This window comes from Moraxella canis (genome assembly GCF_002014965.1).
Taxonomy (GTDB): Bacteria; Pseudomonadota; Gammaproteobacteria; order Pseudomonadales; family Moraxellaceae; genus Moraxella; species Moraxella canis.
This window is the reverse complement of the sequence record NZ_MUXT01000005.1, coordinates 58143-76612: the sequence shown is the minus strand read 5'-3', so window position 1 is coordinate 76612 and position 18470 is coordinate 58143. Positions and strand designations below refer to the sequence as shown.

Annotated in this window: 21 protein-coding genes and 4 pseudogenes; 17 read left to right on the top strand and 8 right to left on the bottom strand. The window is 44.4% G+C overall.

Annotation, left to right across the window (positions count from 1 at the left end; all coding sequences use genetic code 11):
• The first annotated feature begins 13 nt into the window (after nucleotides 1-13).
• The 5 genes from B0180_RS04325 to B0180_RS04310 are packed head-to-tail and all read left to right on the top strand — an operon-like array spanning nucleotide 14 to nucleotide 5258.
• Complete coding sequence (locus B0180_RS04325) at nucleotides 14-1300, top strand: site-specific integrase (protein ID WP_208609385.1); 1287 nt, start codon at nucleotides 14-16, stop codon at nucleotides 1298-1300.
• Nucleotides 1301-1358: 58 nt separating this feature from the next.
• Nucleotides 1359-2807 carry a site-specific integrase gene (locus B0180_RS04320; protein ID WP_338065586.1) on the top strand — a complete coding sequence of 483 codons (1449 nt, stop codon included), beginning with the start codon at nucleotides 1359-1361 and terminating at the stop codon, nucleotides 2805-2807.
• Nucleotides 2808-2809: 2 nt separating this feature from the next.
• The gene (locus B0180_RS10250) at nucleotides 2810-3628 is read left to right on the top strand and encodes a hypothetical protein (protein ID WP_233424924.1); all 819 of its coding nucleotides are present in this window, start codon (nucleotides 2810-2812) and stop codon (nucleotides 3626-3628) included.
• 12 nt (nucleotides 3629-3640) lie between these two features.
• On the top strand, nucleotides 3641-4846 hold the full coding sequence (locus B0180_RS10245) for a hypothetical protein (RefSeq protein ID WP_233424923.1): 1206 nt from the start codon (nucleotides 3641-3643) through the stop codon (nucleotides 4844-4846).
• A 1-nt stretch (nucleotide 4847) separates the two neighbouring features.
• Nucleotides 4848-5258, top strand: a complete 411-nt coding sequence (locus tag B0180_RS04310) for a hypothetical protein (protein WP_078255820.1) — start codon at nucleotides 4848-4850, stop codon at nucleotides 5256-5258.
• Nucleotides 5259-5307: 49 nt separating this feature from the next.
• Here the strand turns inward: B0180_RS04310 and B0180_RS10335 are convergent, their stop codons facing one another.
• Complete coding sequence (locus tag B0180_RS10335; RefSeq protein WP_276526506.1) at nucleotides 5308-5526, bottom strand: efflux RND transporter permease subunit; 219 nt, start codon at nucleotides 5524-5526, stop codon at nucleotides 5308-5310.
• Between B0180_RS10335 and B0180_RS04300 the strand changes: the two genes are divergently transcribed.
• Nucleotides 5459-6280 carry a zinc-dependent alcohol dehydrogenase family protein gene (locus tag B0180_RS04300; RefSeq protein WP_005631031.1) on the top strand — a complete coding sequence of 274 codons (822 nt, stop codon included), beginning with the start codon at nucleotides 5459-5461 and terminating at the stop codon, nucleotides 6278-6280. The two genes, B0180_RS10335 and B0180_RS04300, sit on opposite strands and share 68 nt — an antisense overlap.
• A gap of 52 nt (nucleotides 6281-6332) precedes the next feature.
• Here B0180_RS04300 and B0180_RS04295 read toward each other — a convergent pair whose 3' ends face one another.
• On the bottom strand, nucleotides 6333-6662 hold the full coding sequence (locus tag B0180_RS04295; RefSeq protein WP_208609383.1) for a bile acid:sodium symporter family protein: 330 nt from the start codon (nucleotides 6660-6662) through the stop codon (nucleotides 6333-6335).
• A gap of 50 nt (nucleotides 6663-6712) precedes the next feature.
• Nucleotides 6713-7111: a Cd(II)/Pb(II)-responsive transcriptional regulator gene (locus B0180_RS04290; RefSeq protein ID WP_078255818.1), complete on the bottom strand. Its 399-nt coding sequence runs from the start codon at nucleotides 7109-7111 to the stop codon at nucleotides 6713-6715.
• A gap of 72 nt (nucleotides 7112-7183) precedes the next feature.
• Here B0180_RS04290 and B0180_RS04285 point away from each other — a divergent pair, with 72 nt between their 5' ends.
• Nucleotides 7184-7798 carry a cation diffusion facilitator family transporter gene (locus tag B0180_RS04285; protein WP_078255817.1) on the top strand — a complete coding sequence of 205 codons (615 nt, stop codon included), beginning with the start codon at nucleotides 7184-7186 and terminating at the stop codon, nucleotides 7796-7798.
• Between the two features lie 83 nt (nucleotides 7799-7881).
• Here B0180_RS04285 and arsB read toward each other — a convergent pair whose 3' ends face one another.
• The 3 genes from arsB to B0180_RS04270 form a co-directional block, all read right to left on the bottom strand.
• Nucleotides 7882-8898: an ACR3 family arsenite efflux transporter gene (gene arsB, locus B0180_RS04280; protein WP_078255816.1), complete on the bottom strand. Its 1017-nt coding sequence runs from the start codon at nucleotides 8896-8898 to the stop codon at nucleotides 7882-7884.
• A gap of 3 nt (nucleotides 8899-8901) precedes the next feature.
• Complete coding sequence (gene arsC / locus B0180_RS04275; RefSeq protein WP_047977621.1) at nucleotides 8902-9306, bottom strand: arsenate reductase (glutaredoxin); 405 nt, start codon at nucleotides 9304-9306, stop codon at nucleotides 8902-8904.
• A 64-nt stretch (nucleotides 9307-9370) separates the two neighbouring features.
• Nucleotides 9371-9673 (bottom strand): ArsR/SmtB family transcription factor, encoded by a 303-nt coding sequence (locus B0180_RS04270; RefSeq protein WP_078255938.1) that lies wholly within the window; start codon nucleotides 9671-9673, stop codon nucleotides 9371-9373.
• A gap of 171 nt (nucleotides 9674-9844) precedes the next feature.
• Here B0180_RS04270 and B0180_RS10045 point away from each other — a divergent pair, with 171 nt between their 5' ends.
• Nucleotides 9845-10015, top strand: coding sequence for a hypothetical protein (locus B0180_RS10045; protein ID WP_208609382.1), 171 nt, complete (start codon nucleotides 9845-9847; stop codon nucleotides 10013-10015).
• Here the strand turns inward: B0180_RS10045 and B0180_RS04265 are convergent.
• Both B0180_RS04265 and cueR read right to left on the bottom strand, forming a co-directional pair.
• The gene (locus B0180_RS04265) at nucleotides 10000-10173 is read right to left on the bottom strand and encodes a hypothetical protein (protein WP_208609381.1); all 174 of its coding nucleotides are present in this window, start codon (nucleotides 10171-10173) and stop codon (nucleotides 10000-10002) included. The two genes, B0180_RS10045 and B0180_RS04265, sit on opposite strands and share 16 nt — an antisense overlap.
• Before the next feature lie 48 nt (nucleotides 10174-10221).
• Entirely contained in the window at nucleotides 10222-10611 is a 390-nt protein-coding gene (cueR, locus tag B0180_RS04260; RefSeq protein ID WP_078255815.1) for a Cu(I)-responsive transcriptional regulator, read from the bottom strand.
• 190 nt (nucleotides 10612-10801) lie between these two features.
• On the opposite strand from cueR, the gene B0180_RS10150 reads away from it, so the two are divergent.
• The 9 genes and pseudogenes from B0180_RS10150 (at nucleotide 10802) to B0180_RS04230 (ending at nucleotide 18160) form a co-directional block, all read left to right on the top strand.
• Nucleotides 10802-10948: a hypothetical protein gene (locus B0180_RS10150; protein WP_005612067.1), complete on the top strand. Its 147-nt coding sequence runs from the start codon at nucleotides 10802-10804 to the stop codon at nucleotides 10946-10948.
• A gap of 70 nt (nucleotides 10949-11018) precedes the next feature.
• The gene (locus tag B0180_RS04255) at nucleotides 11019-11504 is read left to right on the top strand and encodes a DUF411 domain-containing protein (protein WP_078255814.1); all 486 of its coding nucleotides are present in this window, start codon (nucleotides 11019-11021) and stop codon (nucleotides 11502-11504) included.
• Between the two features lie 135 nt (nucleotides 11505-11639).
• Complete coding sequence (locus tag B0180_RS04250) at nucleotides 11640-13124, top strand: multicopper oxidase family protein (protein ID WP_233424922.1); 1485 nt, start codon at nucleotides 11640-11642, stop codon at nucleotides 13122-13124.
• A gap of 301 nt (nucleotides 13125-13425) precedes the next feature.
• Nucleotides 13426-13638 (top strand): annotated as a pseudogene (locus tag B0180_RS10235) (heavy metal-binding domain-containing protein); the annotation flags it as partial.
• A complete protein-coding gene (locus B0180_RS10190; protein ID WP_420866056.1) occupies nucleotides 13624-13818 on the top strand; it encodes a DUF2933 domain-containing protein in 195 nt (64 codons plus the stop codon). The pseudogene B0180_RS10235 and the gene B0180_RS10190, both read left to right, overlap by 15 nt.
• 3 nt (nucleotides 13819-13821) lie before the next feature.
• A pseudogene (locus tag B0180_RS10405) lies at nucleotides 13822-14007 on the top strand (YHS domain-containing protein); the annotation flags it as partial.
• A gap of 51 nt (nucleotides 14008-14058) precedes the next feature.
• A pseudogene (locus B0180_RS04240) lies at nucleotides 14059-16155 on the top strand (copper-transporting P-type ATPase); the annotation flags it as partial.
• 453 nt (nucleotides 16156-16608) lie between these two features.
• Nucleotides 16609-16773: an alcohol dehydrogenase catalytic domain-containing protein gene (locus B0180_RS04235; RefSeq protein WP_013746103.1), complete on the top strand. Its 165-nt coding sequence runs from the start codon at nucleotides 16609-16611 to the stop codon at nucleotides 16771-16773.
• A 53-nt stretch (nucleotides 16774-16826) separates the two neighbouring features.
• Nucleotides 16827-18160: pseudogene (locus tag B0180_RS04230) on the top strand (IS3 family transposase).
• Nucleotides 18161-18470: the final 310 nt, after the last annotated feature.

Here is an 18470-nt window from a genome sequence, read left to right as displayed (position 1 = left end):
TTTTGTAAATTAAATGAATATGCATAGATTAGAAACAGTCCTTTTTTCAAATGGAGAACGTTTTCCTATATTGGTTAATGTTAAAACTGGTATTCCTGATTTTTATTCAACCTTATGGGTAACTGTAGAACTACGTAATCAATCCGCAGTAAACACAATTAGAAATAAGCTGGGAACTATACAGTGGATAATGAATTGGGAAAAACAGAATAATCTTGTTATTAGTGATCTAATTCATAACAAAGTACTCTTAACAGAAAACCAATTAGAATCTCTTATCCAACATATGAGAATAAATGTAAAAAAGCGAAAGAATGTAATCAATACAAAAAAAAGTGTGTTAATGAAAGGTAGGACTCAATTTATTGATATTTATTCTGCCGTATCTCTTAGTCATCAATATAATAGACTAACAACGCTTTCAGAATACATATTATTTCTATCTAAAGTAATTAATGTACCTAATGAATATATTGAAAAATTGACGAAACTAATTGCGTTAATTAAAGAGTCAAGACCTAAAAATCATAAAACATTATCTATCAAACCAGAAAGTGAGCTACCTGATGGATTGTTAGATGAGTTTATGTCTATTGCGAACTTTTCTAATCCTAATAATCCATTTCAAGATATTGGAATTAGAAAAAGAAACCATTTGATGTTTATCTTATTAAAGGAATTAGGGATTAGAAGAGGAGAGCTATTATCAATTCAAATCCCATTTATTGATATAGGAACAGCTAAATCCTCAATTACAATTAGACGAACACATGATGATAAATTTGACACAAGGAAGAAGCAAGCTGTAAGTAAAACGAAAGAAAGGCGACTTCCTATTTCACAAAATATAGCTCAACTTATCAATGACTATATTATGAACTATCGCTCTAAGATTCCTAACGCTAATAAACATCCATATTTATTTGTAACCCATCGAAAAGGAAAAACGCAAGGAAACCCAATTAGTACCAGTTCTTTTGATAACGTTATTGTACCAACAATGAAAAAGATAGATCCTAAATTTTCTATTATTCATCCGCATATTTTTCGTCATGAATGGAACTTAGATTTTTCACGAAAGGTGGATAAAAATAATCAAAATATAAATCATGATTTCTCTCATAAAGATTTTATTTCTTCCGAAAAAGAAGCAAAGATGAGACAACATCTTATGGGACATACATCCGAAAAATCAGGAAATATTTATAATCAACGTTATATAAGAGAAAAAGCTAACAAGATATTATTAGATCTTCAGATTGAGTTTCAAAAAAAGGTTGATAATTATGAATCAGAATAAACGTCTTAGACAGTCAAGAGATGGGTATGTATTTGATGAAAATGAAAACTCTTAGCATATAAGTAAAGATATTACAATTAATTTCTCTCAAGCTGTATTAGATATAGATCATAAAACACTAGCAGGATTTAAAAAAACACTTGCTATTTATGCTGAAAAATATTCTAGCTACCATACTTTTAATATGCATCGTCGATTCCAAGAATTCGTAATAAGTACTAACTCAAATATTATTGATACATCTGTGATAATAAATTGGAAAGCTACTTTAGGTAAAGAGCGTGAGTGGCATTTAGGAGCATTAAAGGGTTTTTTACTGTCATGGCATGAGTATGGCTATTATGGAGTTGATAAATCTGTTGTGTCATTGCTAGAAAGCTTTACGTTGAGTGGAAATGATAAAGGTAAATCGGTATTAATGAGATGCCCTTATACAGGAGCATTTACCGAAAATGAAATTTTGGCTTTAATGGCTGAACTTGCTAGACTTTGGAGAGAAGATCTTATTTCATTTGAAACATATGCATATATTCACTTACTTCAATCTACAGCTAGAAGACCCATTCAAATACGCCATTTAAAATTTGAAGACCTAAGAAAGGAAATCTCTCAAGGAACATGGAATTATTTTCTAAATATCCCTAGTGCAAAAAAAAGAGGAGGGCTATTTAGAGAAACGTTTAAAAAGCTTGCTATCACAGAGGACTTATATTTAATTCTCCTAAACTTTATGGAACATCAATATAAGAAATTGCTTAGTCTGGTTGATGAAACCTTTATTTCTAGTTATAAAATGAAATTACCAATGTTTATTGATTGGAATTGTTTAAAGAAGAATATCAAAAATAGGAATTTTGATCTTTCATTATTAAACAAAGATATTTTTCATTATTCTGCTTCTTCGTTGGAGCTATACGCATTACGAAAATTCTGTATTCACCAAAAAGCAATTTCAGAACGAACAGGTGAAATTATTCATGTAACAGCAAGACGTTTTCGCCATACTAGAGGAACAAATCTAGGAAGAAAAGGGGTTGGGGCAACGATTATAGCAGAGCTCCTAGATCATACAGATACACAAAACGTTAAAGTTTATACTGAAAATACAGCTGATACAGTGCAATACATTGATCGTGTTATGGGTGCTGAAATGGGAAAACTAGCTCAAGCATTTACAGGTAGAATTATTTCTAACTTAAATGAAAGCGAGAGGGGGTACGATCCAACATCTTTAATAACCAATAACGGAATAGATACAATAGGTGCTTGTGGTACAAATGATTTTTGTATAACTGGCTATGAAACTTGTTATTTATGTCCTAAGTTTAGACCGCTCGTTGATGGTCCTCATCAACAAATCTTAAATAAGTTGTATAAGGAAAAGGAAGAGCGTTTAAAACAAACCAAAAGCATAGATTATGCATCATCCAAAGATCGTATTATTTTAGCTGTTGAGTATGTTGTTCAAGCTTGCAATGATATGAAAAGAACTATTGGGAGCTACTAATTATGAACAATCTAATTTTTACTCCGAAAGATAATAATCCTAAATCTAATTTAGAGCAATTTATTAATTTCAGTAAAAATCAGCTTACTACCTTTGGAAATGATTGCTGGGAAAACAACCAATGGAAAACAACATTCAGCATTTATCCAGTTCAGGTTCGTTTTTCCACAGAAAGAATTAAATCTACAACTTATAAATATGAGCCATTAGCTGCACCATTCATTGAATTTGCCAAAGCCTATATTCGTTATATTTATTCTCTAAATCCCATTCGGAATTTAGCCCGACATACTGAATCTTTACGTATAGTTGAAATGGCTCTCTACAATATTAAAGGAAAGGCTGACATACTTCAGCTTGACTATTTAGTTATTCATGAAGTAGAAAATATCGTATCAAAAAAATATAAAAAAGGTACAAAATCAGTCAATAAATTAGGTTATCAAATTCAAAAATTATTTGATTTTTGTAGAGAAAATCAAATTACACCTCAACTACCTTTATGGAAAAGTCCTTACAAACGCCCTAGAGATTTGACTATATTACTGGATGAAAAAGGGAAAGAATACCGCTCAAGTAAAATGCCAACTGATGAAGAAATGATGTTGGTTGCTAAACTCTTTCATGATGCTCCCAATTTAGGCAAAGAAACTGAATATTACACAGCTGTTATGGTTCTACTTATGGTTGCTCCATCCCGTTGTTCTGAGTTAATGTCGTTATCTGTTAATTGCTTAGAATGGGAGGATGATAGCTTGGGAAATAAGCAGTTAGGTATTCGATGGATACCTGCAAAAAATGGTAAAGAGGGATTAAAATAGGTTCCTAGCTGTATGCAAGATATTGTTGTTGAAGCCGTTAAACGCTTAACAAATATAGGCACCCTAGCAAGAGGAGTTGCTAAATTTGCAGAAGAAAATCCTAATATATTGATGTTATCCAATAAAGAGGCTGCTCTATCCCGTTCTTTATACCAAAAGCCTTTAACTAAAAGTGAAATTGCTGAAGTACTAGATATTGGCAAAAATAGCACTAATGCTAAATGGTTTAAAAATTTAATAAGTGAAAATGATGGAATTATAACTTATGAGGTGTTAGGAAAATTTTTATATAAAAAATATACATCAAAATTTCATAATTGGCCTTATGTCGATAAACATAAAAATGTTAAGGTTTCTGAAGCTTTATTATTATTTAGAGAAAATGAATTTCATGATGACTTTTCCCCTAAAAGTTTTTCTTTTGTGTTACCAACGGTGAATCAAATTAATGATAGGTTTTGCTATTCTGAAACTCGTCCTAAAACATCATTATGGGAAAAACATTGTATAGGCACATCCAAAGGAGAATTCATAAGATTACCATCACACAATGCAAGACATTGGTTAAGTACAAAAGCTGAACGAGGAGGAATGGATGAGTTAACTTTAGCTAATTGGGCAGGACGAGCAAGAGTTGCAGATAACAAGGCTTATGATCACAGAACAGAAGAAGAAAAAAGTGAATCAGTTAGGAATTTACTCATTCCCGAAGATATTTCTATCTTAGATAAAATTCATTTGAATCTTCCTATTACCTATGAAGACTTAGGGAAAGATAGAATTGGAATCGCAACGGTAACAGAAATAGGGATCTGTGAACATGATTATGCAATGTCTCCATGTTCTCGTCATGGAGATTGTGAAACATGTAAAGAGCTTGTTTGTATTAAAGGTTTAGAGCACTCCTTAGAAATCTTAAAGGTGCGTGAATCCCAGATAACCGAACAATTTAATAAAGCTAAAGAGCACCATAAAATAGGTGTTTTTGGTGCAGATCGCTGGATAAGTAATTTAGGATGGAGACTAACTCACATAAAAACTAAAATTAAATTCTTAGAAGATGAGAGCATCCCAAATGGTTCATTATTAAGGATGCCTGATGAGTATGATCCTTCCCCTATTAAATTAGCTTTGTTGGAAAGAGGAATGGATCTAGATATACAGAAGAAAGAAACAGCTAAGTTAGACGATGATTTATATAAACTAATGGAGTTATAGTATGCCTAAAATTCTTATTACAGAAGAAAATTTAGAAGATATAATCATGTTGATTAATACTTGGGAGGGTAAATTAACATGGGATTTACTCTGTCATAAAGTGGCAGAACTACTGAATGTTAAAAGTATTGAGAGACAGTCTCTTGCAAATTATTCAGATATTCAAACAGCCTTTACTAGACGAAAACAAAAAATAAAAGAAAGTACTAAAGCTAATCCAGAACCGAATGTAACAATGGATTATCTGCAAAAGCAAGTTAAGAATTTAAAAGCTCAAGTACAACGTTTGGAAGAAATTAATGAGCGATATAAACAGCAATTTATTGTATGGCAATATAATGCATATATGCATGGGATGACAGAAGATAAGCTAAATAAGCCACTTATTGCAGTTAATCGCCAGCATCGATAAAGAGATACCGTTTGAAATTTAAATTTCAAACAGTATTTTTTCAAAAAGATTATCCTTCTCTTCTTGGGATTCTATCCTCCGGTGTTACTGATGTTAATTTGGCTAATTTCGGGGCTAGCCATTCTCTGAGGTCATCCATTAAGGAATAAACTACAGGCACAAATACTAGGCTCAACAAGGTTGAGGCGACTAAACCACAAATGACAGCGATTGCCATAGGTGCTCTAAATGCCGCGCCTGCACCGCTGGCAAACACGGCCGGGATCATTCCCGCTACCATTGCAATGGTGGTCATTAAAATCGGGCGGACACGTTCCGAATACGGCACTTATGGCGAAATCGTAAATATGCCCGTTCACGCTGTGGTAAAACACCCTGAAAACCTCACAATGGAACAAGCTGCGGCAAGTTGGATGATGTTTGTAACCGCATACGGCGGTTTGATTGAATTTGGCAAGGTGCAAAAAGGCGATTTTGTTGTATTGGGCGGAGCGACCAGCTCGGTAGGCATTGCCGCCATTCAAATCGCCAAAATGCAAGGGGCAAACGTGATTGCTCTGTCTCGCACGCACGCCAAAGGCGATGTGCTTTTACAGAAAGGGGCGGATTTTGTGATTGCCACCAAAGAAGATGACGTTACGGCTAAATTACTAGAAATTACAAACGGCAAAGGCGTGAATTTGGTGTTCGACCCTTTGGGTGACAAAGAAGCAGCAAAAATTATCAACGCAATGACACAAGACGGCAAATACATCATCTACGGTGCATTAAGCCACGATGATATCGCCGTGCCTGTGTTCCCAATTTTAGGCAAACACTTAACCGTGCGAGGCTATGAATTGTTTGAAATCACTACCGTACCAGAAAAACTCGCTCAAGCGAAAAAATTCGTGTTTGACGGCTTAGCAAGCGGTCAATTAAAACCAGAAATTGACAAAGTTTTTGCTTTTGATGAAATGGCGGAAGCTCACCGTTATATGGAAAGCAATGCACAGATTGGGAAGATTTTGGTAAAGGTTTGATTGTTTTAAGGTAAATGTGCCGTCTGAAAAATAAGTTTCAGACGGCACATCGTTATTTTACCTGCCGATTAAGCCACCACACCAGCGAGAGCATCACAGGCACTTCCACCAGCACACCGACCACCGTTGCCAATGCCGCCCCAGAATGCAAACCGAACAAAGAAATTGCCACCGCCACCGCCAATTCAAAAAAATTACTCGTGCCAATCAAGCACGCAGGGGCGGAAATTTCGTGTGGTAATTTGAGCCATTTTGCCAAAACGTGAGCCAAGGCAAAAATGCCGTAAGTCTGTGCCAGCAGGGGAATGGCAATCAGCAGAATAATCAAGGGATTGGCAATAATGGTTTGGGCTTGAAAGGCGAATAGCAACACCACCGTCAAAATCAAGCCCATCACGGAAAAGGGTTTTAGGCTGCCTGAAAAATATTCCGCTATTCTTTTTCTTTAATACCTTGAATAATCTGACACTTATCAACCGTTTTATTTTCACAACCCACAAATTGCATTAGAAAAGTTTTAACTTGTTGTAGTTCTGTGATTTGTTCGTCCAAATATGCCAAATGTTGCTCGGCAAGTGCATGGATTTCATTGCATTGTTTGTTAGGCGTTTGTTGTAATTGCAACAGCGTTTTGATGTTACTTAAAGAAAGACCGATATTACGGCAAGTTTTAATAAAGCGTAATTGTTCTAACTGATTGTCATCAAACACACGATAGCCGTTTTGTTGATGTGTAGGGGCGATTAAGCCTTGTTTTTCATAATAACGAATGGTTTCCAAATGTACGCCTGTTTGTTCACTGGCTTGTTTTATTTTAAAAAATTTTGACATTTTGGCTTGACCCTGTAATGACTACGGAGTTTATAGTATAGCAAATTTCATCTTAAAACAGGATCAAAAAAAATGGCGTGCCAAAATTGTTGTGGTTCAAATCAGCCCATTCATCAATCGCCCAAGTACAAAAAAGCCTTGTGGATTGTCTTGATATTAAATTTATCAATGTTTTTTGTGGAAATTGTGATGGGGGTTAAATCAGGTTCAACTTCGCTGTTGTCGGACAGTTTGGATTTCTTGGGCGACAGTGCCAATTATTTGATAAGTTTGATTGTTTTGCCAATGGCGTTAAGTTACCGAGCCAAAGCATCTATGGTTAAGGGGCTAACGATGGGCGGTTTTGGTTTATTTATTTTAATGACAACCATTTATCGTGTGTTTTATGGGGAAATGCCCAGTTATTCTGAAATGAGCATTGTGGGATTTTTGGCGTTGTTGGTGAATGTGTCAGCGGTGTTGATATTATTAAAATTTCGTGATGGCGACAGTAATGTCCGAAGTGTATGGCTTTGTTCTCGCAATGATGCGATTGGTAATGTGGCGGTAATTTTGGCGGGTATGGCAGTTTATTTTTTTCAATCAAAATATCCTGATTTAATTGTGGCGTTTGTTTTGGCATTTTTGGCATTACAAGCCAGTCAAGAAATCATCAAAAGGGCTTGGGCGGAATTAAAAGTCAGTTAATTTAAAACACCGTTTGGATTGATGTTCAAGCGGTGTTTTTATTTTTAAATTTTGCAAAATAACTTTCAGGCTGCCTGAAAAACCTACACCCCTTTATTCCCCAGCGATTTTCGGTTTATCCACCACACCAGCGAGAGCATCACAGGCACTTCCACCAGCACACCGACCACCGTTGCCAATGCCGCCCCAGAATGCAAACCGAACAAAGAAATTGCCACCGCCACCGCCAATTCAAAAAAATTACTCGTGCCAATCAAGCACGCAGGGGCGGAAATTTCGTGTGGTAATTTGAGCCATTTTGCCAAAACGTGAGCCAAGGCAAAAATGCCGTAAGTCTGTGCCAGCAAGGGAATGGCAATCAGCAAAATAATCAAGGGATTGGCAATAATGGTTTGGGCTTGAAAGGCAAACAGCAACACCACCGTCAAAATCAAACCCATAATGGAAAAAGGTTTCAGGCTGCCTGAAAATTGTGCCACCGATTTACCCGATTTTTGTAAATAAGAGCGGGTAAGCCAGCCTGCCAGCAAGGGCAACAGCACATACAAAACCGTGCTTAAAATCAAGGTATTCCACGGAATTTCTATGTCGCTTACGCCGAGCAATACGCCTGCAATCGGAGCATACGCCACAATCATAATCAAATCATTGACCGAAACCTGCACCAAAGTGTAATTGGGGTCGCCTTTGACCAGTTGCGACCACACAAACACCATTGCCGTACACGGTGCCACACCCAGCAAAATCATGCCGGCAATGTATTCTTGTGCCGACTGTGCGTCCACCCAACCTGCAAAAAACACCCGAAAAAACAACCAGCCGAACACCGCCATCGTAAACGGCTTGACCAACCAGTTGATAAATAAGGTTAAAAATAAGCCCTTTGGTTTTTTGCCCACGTCTTTGATTGCCGACCAATCAATCTGAATCATCATCGGATAAATCATCAGCCAAATCAGTATCGCCACAGGCAAATTCACATGAGCCACTTCCAAAGATGCAACCCATTGAAATACATTGGGCAACCAAACACCCAAAACCACGCCCAGCACAATCGCCAACGCCACCCAAAGGCTTAAAAAACGTTCAAACAACCCCATGATTTACTCCTTATGATTAATAATTTCGCCGTCTTCTTTGACAAACGGGATCGCAAAAGGCGGTAAAAATGCCAAAACTGTTTCGGACGGACGGCATAATTTCACGCCTTTTTCGCTCACCACAATCGGACGATTGATTAAAATCGGTTCACGAAGCATGGCGGAAATGAGTTCGTCATCGCTTAACTTTTCGTTTTGCAAACCAAGCGTTTCATACGGCACTACATTCGTCCTAAGTAACTGGCGGGGCGTGATGCCCATGCGTTTGATTAAATTACGCAAGGTCGTTTCACTTGGCGGATTTTTCAAATATTCAATCACTTGTGGCTCAATACCAGCGTGGCGGATGAGTGCCAGCACATTGCGTGAAGTACCGCAGTTTGGGTTGTGATAAATGGTAATGTTCATAGTTACTCCAATCTTTCAAGAAATATAGAAATATTTGGCAATAATTTTTCAGGCTGCCTGAAAATCACTGGCAAGATTCGCCTGTTTGAGAACAGCAGTTTTGGGTCAGAAAATGGGTCAATGCCATCATCAAATCCAGCTCGGCAAAATAACGCATGTGCCGTCCTTCCTGCACCACACGCACAAGCCCCGAATGCAACAGGTTTTTTAGATGAAAAGACACATTATTCGGGGCAAGGTTAAGCTGTTTTGCCAAGTCGCCAGCAATCATGCCAGTACTGCCTGCGGCGGTAAGTTGTTGAAAAATCGCCAGTCTTATCGGAGAAGACAGGCTCTCAAAGAGTTTGCTTGCTTGTATCGTATTCATAGGCGTAATTATAACAAGAAATTTCAATATTTCAAGTATGATTGAAATGTTTTTTAATTGTCCGAAGCCACCTTTCCAAATCCAAAAACCCACTTCCCATTTTTCGCTATTCTTATCCTAATTTCAATACATTAAAATACGCTCATTCCATTTCATAAATAAGGTAAAAAAATGACCAAACAAATTCAATTTACAAAAACAGGTTCGCCTGATGTCCTGCAAATCGTTGATGTACAAATCCCCGCCCCCAAATCGGGCGAAGTGCAAATCCAAATGCACGCTTTGGGGCTAAAGGCAGAAATCATAATCACATCATTTAAGTACACTTACACCAGCGTGTAATTGGGGTCGCCTTTGATCAGTTGCGACCACACAAAAACCATTGCCGTACAAGGCGCCACCCCAAGCAAAATCATACCTGCAATGTACTCGCCTGCCGATTGTTCATCTACCCAGCCAGCAAAAAACACCCGAAAAAACAACCAGCCCACAAGTGCCATCGTAAAAGGCTGTTATCAAGCTATGGCATTCATTTGCTTTGATGGTGGTTAAAAATCGCCCAAGCCTTTTAAGATGGGGCAGTCGGGATTGTCATCGCCCCCGCAGGCATCGCTCCACACTTGCAGGGTGTGTTGCATTGATTTTAATTCTTTGATTTTATTGGATAAAAAATCAATATGACTGGCGGTGAGCGTTTTGACCTGAGCACTTGTGCGGTGTGGATTGTCTTGCAGTGCCAAAAGCTCGCCAATCTGTGCAAGCGAAAAGCCCACGCCCCTTGCTTTGGCGATGAATTTTAGCCGAGCGATGTCATTGGAGTTATAAATCCGATAACCTGCTTCACTGCGTGATGGGTTAATTAATAAGCCTGCTTTCTCATAATCACGGATTTGTTTGACGGAAAGTTGGGTAGATTTAGACGCTTGTCCGATGTTCATTGTTGCTCCTTATTGAGTGGTGTGTAAAAAAATGTTATCAAGTAAAAATAACCCTTGACCCTAACGCAAGGTTATGGTTTATGATAGACACATCAAAACAAAAAATCAATGCTTTTAATCGCTTAAAAGCACTTTGTTTTAATAATCCACTTTAACTTAACATTCGGAGAAACTGTTATGAACGTTGATTTTGTTCAAAACCGACACGCCCATTGCGGCTGCCAGTCTTGCACGGGGCAAAACTGCCGTCCGGACTGCCAATGCCAAAACGGCAAGCCCTGCATTTGTGATGACTGCACTTGCAACGGCTGTGCGTGTGAATCGTAAAACCAAATAGTGAAATGGACATTGGGCGAATCTGTCATTTGCCCAATGTTATCAATGCCCATTTTGACAAGGAGAATCCAATGACATTCATCAAAAACCGTGCCGTCCGCCTGCTGCTGCCGGCCGCCTTGGTCGCTGCCGGTCTGGCGGCGCTGATTCCGACCGTTTCCGCACAAGCGGCGGACGTGGAAGTGTGGAAAGATCCGAACTGCGGCTGTTGCAGCGACTGGATCAAACACATGGAAGCCAACGGCTTCAAAGTCACCGTTCATCAAACCGGTAACCGCGAAGCGCGCAGCCGTCTGGGCATGCCCGATCGCCACGCCTCCTGCCATACGGCCAAAATCGGCCGCTACGTCATCGAAGGCCATGTGCCGGCAGCCGATATTCGGCGGCTGTTGCAGCAACAACCTGACGCCGTCGGCCTAGCCGTGCCCGGCATGCCCTTGGGTTCTCCCGGCATGGACGGCCCCGCCTACGGCAACCGCCGCATGGCGTATCAAGTGCTGCTGGTGCAAGCCAACGGCGGCAATCAGGTTTTTCAGTCCTACCCGGCCCAACCCTGAAAGAGAGCGTCATATGCAACCCATCAGCAGACGTCGGATACTGCAATACGGCATCGGGCTGGCATTGGGCTGGCCGCCTGCTCGCGCAACAGTGAAACGCAGCAGATGCCGGGCGGCGCACACCAGGGACATGACATGCGCAACGCCATGCACGGCACGCCGGCCAGCGCCGGATCGGCGCCGGCAGGCGCAACGGCATTGATGCCGTCCGAAGCCATGCCCGCCGGCGCCGCCCTGTCTGCCTTGCCGCTGCTGGCCAACCGTTCTGCCCGAAGCGCTCATTTTCAGGCCGAGCTGACCGCGCAAGTAACGCACACCGTGCTGGCAGGCGGCAAAACAACCGAAATCTGGGCCTACAACGGCCAATTGCCCGGCCCGCAAATCGTGGTGCAGGAAGGCGACACGGTGGAAATCCGTTTTCGCAACGCATTGCCGCAGCCAACCACCCTCCACTGGCACGGGCTGGATGTCCCGGCGCAGGCGGACGGCAACCCGCAAGACCCGGTGCCGCCGGGCGACCAGCGCGTCTACCGCTTCACCCTGCCGGAAGGCAGCGCGGGCACCTACTGGTATCACCCCCATCCGCACGAGCATGTATCGGAGCAGGTATACCGGGGATTGGCTGGCACACTGATTGTCCGGGCCAAAGATGATCCCTTGGCCGGCAGGCCGGAGCAGCATTGGCTGATTTCCGATCTGCGGCTGGCGGCAGACGGCAGCATTCCGCCCAACACCCCGACCGACTGGATGAACGGACGCGAAGGCGAATTTGTGCTCATCAACGGCCAATACCGCCCCGACATCCGTGTGCAGGGAAACGAGCGCATCCGCATCTGGAACGCCACCAGCGCCCGTTACCTGCGTTTGCAGATACCCGGCATCTCATGGATCGTGGTGGGCAGCGACGGCGGATTGCTGGAACAACCGTTGCCTGCGGTCAGCGAACTGTTTCTGGCGCCCGCCGAACGGGTGGAAGTGATTTTGCAGGGCACGGCGCCAACCCGGGCGGCGCTGCACAGCCTGTATTACGATCGCCAGAAAATGATGGTACAGGAAACACCGTCCACGCTCACCCTGGCCCACGTCCGTTTTGCCGGGGAGCAGGCCGACATCCCGCCCAAACTGCGCACCCTGCCACCATGGGGAGACATCCAAGCGCAACAGACCGTGGCATTCAGCGAAGTGATGAACATGATGAATCACAGCGGCATGAACCATGGCAGCATGAACCACGGCACGGCAACGGGCACGGTAGGCGCCGACACCCCGCCGCCGATGATGACCGGCATGTTTCTGGTCAACGGCAAAACCTTCGACATGAAGCGCATTGATCTGCACACCCGGGCGGGGCAAAGCGAAGAATGGATGCTGCAAAACCTCTCCCATATGGATCACCCCTTCCATCTGCACGGCACCCAGTTTGAAATCATCCGCCGCGAATGGCAGGGCAAGCGCGAGAACGCCGCGTATCGCGCCCTGAAAGACACCGTCAACCTGCGCCCCAACGAAACGGTATGGATCCGCACCCGGCAAAACCATCCCGGCCTGAAAATGTTCCACTGCCACATTCTCGAACATGAAAACCTCGGCATGATGGGCATGCTGGAAGTGAAAGCATAACCGGGTTTGCCAAGGCGGCTTTCAGGCAGCCTTTAAAACAAGCCCCAAGGAAATGATGATGCCGACTTGTCGGACACATCGGCAAGCGATGTTCTGAACCTTCTGCTTTTTCAGACGGCATCGGTATTTGCAGGCAGCCTGAAAAAACCGTCATTCTGACCGACCCAATGCGTACCTGCTTTTTCGGTAAACGACCGGTGATGACCCTATGAACCCAACAGGAGAAATTGTGATGAAGCAAGAAACACACAAACCGCCCAAACACCACGAGTGCCGACACGGACACGGACAGCACCGCCCTGTGCAGACACCGTCCGATGCAGCGGCTGCTTCGGGCTACACCTGCCCGATGCATCCGGAAATCCGGCAAGACCGCCCCGGCAACTGCCCTCTTTGCGGTATGGCATTGGAGCCGCTGATGCCTGAATTGGACGACGACAATCCGGAGCTGCGTGATTTTTCCCGACGCTTTTGGTACACGCTGCCCCTGACGGCGGCAGTGCTGGTGCTGGCAACGGCTGCCGTGATCGCTGGTTTTTATCTGCTGCGAGAGCACTGGGGCCATGTTCTGGGTTATTGGCCCTACCTGCTGCTGCTCGCCTGTCCGCTAATGCACCTGATGCACGGCCACGGCGGCCATGGTGGGCACGGCAACCATGCGCAGCCGCCACGGCGCACCAACAACAAGGAGTAAGCAATGGACATACATTCACACCACCATCACGGCAGTCACCCCCCTGCCGAGCCAGCCTCGCCAAAGGATCTAAAGGATCCGGTGTGCGGCATGATCGTTACGGAGCAGTCTGAACACAAATTGACGCACGAAGGGCGGCCCTACTATTTCTGTAGCGCCAAGTGCCAAGGCAAGTTCGCAGCGAACCCACTGCAATACCTTGTATCTACTGCACCCGAGGACACCGCGCCCGAGCCGGCCGGCACCATCTACACCTGCCCCATGCACCCCGAAGTGCAGCAGGATCATCCCGGCAACTGTCCCAAATGCGGAATGACGCTGGAGCCGATCATTCCGCTGGATGAAGAGGACAACAGCGAGTTGAAGGATTTTCAGCGGCGCTTCTGGTGGACGCTGCCGCTGACCGTGGTGGTCACCATCCTGGCCATGTTCGGCGAGCGTCTGAACCTGATGGATATGGCCGCACAAAGCTGGGTAGAGCTGGTGCTGTCGCTGCCGATCGTGCTGTGGGCGGGACTGCCGTTTTTCTCACGGGGTTGGCAGTCGCTGGCAAACCGTAGTCCCAATATGTGGACGCTGATTGCACTGGGAACGGGTGCAGCCTTCGTTTACAGCGTTGTTGCCACCGCTGCACCCGGCATCTTTCCGGCATCGTTTGTATCGATGGGGCGGGTCGGCGTGTATTTTGAGGCGGCGGCCGTCATCATCTCGCTGACCTTGCTCGGCCAGATGCTCGAACTCAAAGCCCGGTCGCAGACTTCGGCGGCAATCAAGACCCTGCTCGGACTGGCGCCCAAAACCGCACGGCGTATCGGCCCGGGCGGTGCTGAAGAAGATGTGCCGCTCAGCCACATCCACATCGGCGACCTTCTGCGTGTACGCCCCGGCGAAAAAGTGCCTGTCGATGGCGTGGTGGTTGAGGGCGCAAGCTCGGTAGATGAATCGATGCTGACCGGCGAACCGCTGCCGGTGCGCAAAGCCACCGGCGACAAAGTCATCGGCGCCACGCTCAACACCGGCGGTGCGCTCGTCATCCGCTCCGAGCGCATCGGTTTGGAAACCGTGCTTTCGCAGATTGTCCAGATGGTGGCCCAGGCGCAGCGCTCCAAAGCACCGATGCAGCGTATGGCCGACGGGGTGGCAGGCTATTTCGTACTGGCGGTTGTCGCCGTTGCCGTTGCCACTTTCTTTGTCTGGGGCGTGTTCGGCCCGCAACCGTCTTGGGTGTTCGGGTTGATCAACGCCGTTGCGGTCTTGATTATCGCCTGCCCCTGTGCACTGGGACTGGCCACTCCGATGTCGGTGATGGTCGCCACAGGACGCGGGGCAGGCAGGGGCATATTGTTCCGTGATGCCGCCGCTATCGAAAACTTGCGGCGAGTAGACACTTTGGTGATTGATAAAACCGGCACACTCACCGAAGGCCGACCTGCCTTTGACCGTGCCGTTGCGGCAGCAGGCTTTTCCGCCGAAGAAGTGCTGCGTTTGGCCGCCAGCTTGGATCAGGGCAGCGAACACCCGCTGGCCGACGCCATTGTGCAGGCCGCACGGGCACAACAGCTGAAGCTGAGCAAACCCGAACAGTTTGATTCAGGCAGCGGCATCGGCGTGAGCGGCGTGGTTGAAGGGCGTGCGCTGGCACTGGGCAACACGGCGTTTATGCAGCAGAACGGGCTTAGCGTCGAACCACTGATCGAGCAGGCCGAATCCCTGCGCAGTGAAGGTGCCAGCGTGATATATCTGGCTGCGGACGAACATCTTGCGGGACTGCTTGCCGTCTCCGATCCTGTAAAAGACAGCACCCCCGAAGCATTGGCCTCGCTCAAAGCAGCCGGCCTGCGCATCATTATGGCAACCGGCGACGGATTGACCACGGCAAACGCCGTGGGCGCAAAACTGGGCATCGACGAAGTGCACGGCGAAGTCAAGCCCGCCGACAAACTGGCACTGATCGAGCGGCTTCAGAACGAAGGGCGGGTGGTCGCAATGGCAGGCGACGGCATCAACGATGCCCCCGCACTGGCCAAAGCCGATGTCGGCATCGCAATGGGTACCGGCACCGATGTGGCAATGAGCAGTGCGCAAATCACGCTGGTCAAAGGCGATTTGCGGGGTATTGCCACCGCACGCAAATTGTCTGAGGCCACCGTGCGCAATATGAAGGAAAACCTGTTATTTGCCTTCTTATACAACGGCCTAGGGGTTCCTGTTGCCGCCGGCGTGCTGTACCCCTTTACCGGCTGGCTGCTCTCGCCGATGATTGCCGCACTGGCGATGAGCCTAAGCTCGGCATCCGTGGTCGGCAACGCACTGCGGCTGCGCAAAAGCAAGTTGTAGACCACAGCTCCGCAGGCTTCTTCCAATGACAAAACGACCTCAAAAACACCGCTTTTGATAAAGCGGTGTTTTTTTATGCCGTCTGAAAAGGTCTTTAATACTTTTTCAGACGGCATTGTGTTTTTCAAACAGTTTCGCAGTGTGCGTCATTGCACCAACCCAATATTTCATCAGGAAAATGGTGCAACAAGTTGCACCCTACATCTTTGATGCTTTTTTAAGACGGCATTTTTTTCAGACGGACTAAAACGCCCAATCTTTCCATTTTTAAAAACCAACTTCCCATTTTTCGCCATTCTTATTGTTATTTTAAAACGCTAAAATACGCCCATTTTTAATATAGGTCAAAACAATGAGCAAACAAATCCAATTTACAAAAACAGGTTCGCCTGATGTCCTGCAAATCGTTGATGTACAAATCCCCGCCCAAAATCGGGCGAAGTGCAAATCCAAATGCACGCTTTGGGACTAAACCGTGCCGAGATGATGTATCGGGAAGGGGCGTATGTGATTGACCCTGTGTTCCCTGCGACTTTGGGTTATGCAGGGGCAGGCGTGGTCGTGGCGGTGGGCGATGACGCTGGCGAATTTCAAATCGGCGACAAAGTGAGCGTCTGATCTGCACCCCAAAAGTTGGACTAAAAACCAACTGATTAAGGTGCAGATTTTTTATGACGAAATACAACCAATCTTTCAAACAAGAAGTGATCGCATTTTTTCTCCAAAACGGGAAAAATTGCTCACTCACTCGCCAGCAATTTCAGCTTAAAGCCTCCACGCTACGTCGTTGGATTTCGCAATATAACTATAATGGAATCAATAGTTTAGCCGTACTGGGTAAGAAGCAAAAATATTCCTCAGAATTTAAATTAACCGTCATACAAGCGGTCAAAAAGGGGCAATTTTCTGCAGAAAGTGCTTGTCTGCATTTTGGTATTGCTAATTCAGGGGTGATTAGCCAGTGGTTGCAAGCCTTTGAAAAACAAGGTATAAACGGCTTATTTCCAAAGCCGAAAGGACGACCAGCAATGAAACCGAAATACCCGAAAATGCCTCCCCCACCCAAAACCGAAGAAGAACGCTTGCGTTATCGGATTTTGGAACTGGAAGCGGAGAATGCTTACCTAAAAAATTTGCGGGAACTCAACCAAGCAAAAATGCGGAAAAAGTAGCCATCATGAAAATGTTGAGGGTAAATTTTTCCTTGGAAATATTACTCCATTTGACAGGTTTAAAACGCTGTTCATTCTTTTATCATTTACAGCTTAAAATTGATAAAAATGTGGCAATTAGGCAGGAAATTGTTGAGATTTATCGCAAAAATGACGGCAATTATGGCTATCGTCGTATTACGTTAGCATTGCGAAAAATGTTCGGTGCAATTAACCATAAGCGTGTGCAAGCGATAATGCAACAGCTTGATTTAAAAGGAAAATGTAAGCAGAGAAAATATCGTTCTTACAAAGGCGAAGTGGGTAAAATTGCCGAGAATTTATTGCGACAGGATTTTCACACAAACGCTCCAAATGAAAAGCTCGTCACGGATATTACCGAGTTTAAATGTGCGGAAGGCAAACTTTATCTTTCGCCGATTAAGGACTTATTTAATGGCGAAATTATCGCCTATGACCTTGCCCGAAGCCCAAACTTTGAGCAAATAATGCGAATGATGAAACAATCTGTCGCAAAGCTCCCGCAAGGAGCAAGCCCGATTTTACATTCCGACCAAGGATGGCAATATCAGATGGCAGGTTATTAGGCGATATTGAAACAAAATGGCATCGTGTAAAGTATGTCAAGAAAAGGAAATTGCTTGGATAACAGTGCGATGGAAAGCTTTTTCGGGCGATTGAAGACGGAATGTTATTTTGGTAAACGATTTGAAACATTTGAGCAACTCGAACAAACTATTCACAAATATATTCATTATTACAATCACGAGCGTATTCAAGTGAGACTAAAAGGGCTAAGCCCTGTGCAATACAGAACTCAGTCCTTGAATTAACGTAGTCTAACTTTTTGGGGGCAGATCAATAATTAAATTTTGTAAAAATAAATCATAAAAAACCAAGAGAAGAAAATACTCACTTTTATTAAAGCATCAAGACCATAAAATATTATCTATATAACCGGAAAGTGAATTACCAGATAGGTTATTAAATAAGTTCATATGTAGCCACTGTTATCGGTGTATTGGTTGAAGTGCCTGTGATGCTCTCACTTGTTGCATTGTTAAACCGTTGGAATAGGCAGTGATAAGCAGTGGGATTTTCGCGATTTACAAATTTTCACGAAAATCCCTCTGTTTTTTTTAT

Bases quoted from the DNA above. Each gene is read 5' to 3' on its own strand.
- B0180_RS10245 (WP_233424923.1), top strand. From the start codon at position 3,641: ATGCAAGATATTGTTGTTGAAGCCGTTAAACGCTTAACAAATATAGGC.
- B0180_RS04235 (WP_013746103.1), top strand. From the start codon at position 16,609: ATGCACGCTTTGGGACTAAACCGTGCCGAGATGATGTATCGGGAAGGG.
- B0180_RS04290 (WP_078255818.1), bottom strand. From the start codon at position 7,111: ATGTCAAAATTTTTTAAAATAAAACAAGCCAGTGAACAAACAGGCGTA.
- B0180_RS10045 (WP_208609382.1), top strand. From the start codon at position 9,845: ATGACCAAACAAATTCAATTTACAAAAACAGGTTCGCCTGATGTCCTG.
- B0180_RS04270 (WP_078255938.1), bottom strand. From the start codon at position 9,673: ATGAATACGATACAAGCAAGCAAACTCTTTGAGAGCCTGTCTTCTCCG.
- B0180_RS04250 (WP_233424922.1), top strand. From the start codon at position 11,640: ATGCGCAACGCCATGCACGGCACGCCGGCCAGCGCCGGATCGGCGCCG.
- B0180_RS04285 (WP_078255817.1), top strand. From the start codon at position 7,184: ATGGCGTGCCAAAATTGTTGTGGTTCAAATCAGCCCATTCATCAATCG.
- cueR (WP_078255815.1), bottom strand. From the start codon at position 10,611: ATGAACATCGGACAAGCGTCTAAATCTACCCAACTTTCCGTCAAACAA.
- B0180_RS04265 (WP_208609381.1), bottom strand. From the start codon at position 10,173: ATGGCACTTGTGGGCTGGTTGTTTTTTCGGGTGTTTTTTGCTGGCTGG.
- arsC (WP_047977621.1), bottom strand. From the start codon at position 9,306: ATGAACATTACCATTTATCACAACCCAAACTGCGGTACTTCACGCAAT.
- B0180_RS10250 (WP_233424924.1), top strand. From the start codon at position 2,810: ATGAACAATCTAATTTTTACTCCGAAAGATAATAATCCTAAATCTAAT.
- arsB (WP_078255816.1), bottom strand. From the start codon at position 8,898: ATGGGGTTGTTTGAACGTTTTTTAAGCCTTTGGGTGGCGTTGGCGATT.
- B0180_RS10335 (WP_276526506.1), bottom strand. From the start codon at position 5,526: ATGATCCCGGCCGTGTTTGCCAGCGGTGCAGGCGCGGCATTTAGAGCA.
- B0180_RS04255 (WP_078255814.1), top strand. From the start codon at position 11,019: ATGACATTCATCAAAAACCGTGCCGTCCGCCTGCTGCTGCCGGCCGCC.
- B0180_RS04310 (WP_078255820.1), top strand. From the start codon at position 4,848: ATGCCTAAAATTCTTATTACAGAAGAAAATTTAGAAGATATAATCATG.
- B0180_RS04325 (WP_208609385.1), top strand. From the start codon at position 14: ATGAATATGCATAGATTAGAAACAGTCCTTTTTTCAAATGGAGAACGT.
- B0180_RS04300 (WP_005631031.1), top strand. From the start codon at position 5,459: ATGACAGCGATTGCCATAGGTGCTCTAAATGCCGCGCCTGCACCGCTG.